Raw genomic sequence first — 207 nt, 5'->3', positions numbered from 1 at the left:
TTAGTAGCCGTTAAACCGGTAACTGTAAGATTTTTTGCCGTAATATCTGCAATTAAAGTAGGTTGCGTTAATGTATAATTTGCAGCATCAGTTCCAGAGATTGTGTAACCTGTAGTGTTAACACTGATGCTAGTTCCTGCGTTAGCAGAAGCAAAAGCAAAAGTTGGGCTTCCGTCTAAAGCAACATCATCAGCACCAATTATTCCG

The 207-nt window shown here is 39.6% G+C and carries 1 protein-coding gene; it reads right to left on the bottom strand.

The genetic code is table 11. The annotated features are described in order from the left end of the window. On the bottom strand, positions 1-207 hold a 207-nt coding region (locus tag ACYPV9_RS14285; RefSeq protein WP_459744852.1), incomplete at both ends, for a YDG domain-containing protein.

The sequence above is a fragment of the Polaribacter sp. OB-PA-B3 genome, from assembly GCF_054589375.1.
Note: the sequence above shows the minus strand (reverse complement) of the source record. Positions and strands in the feature narration are given on the sequence as shown.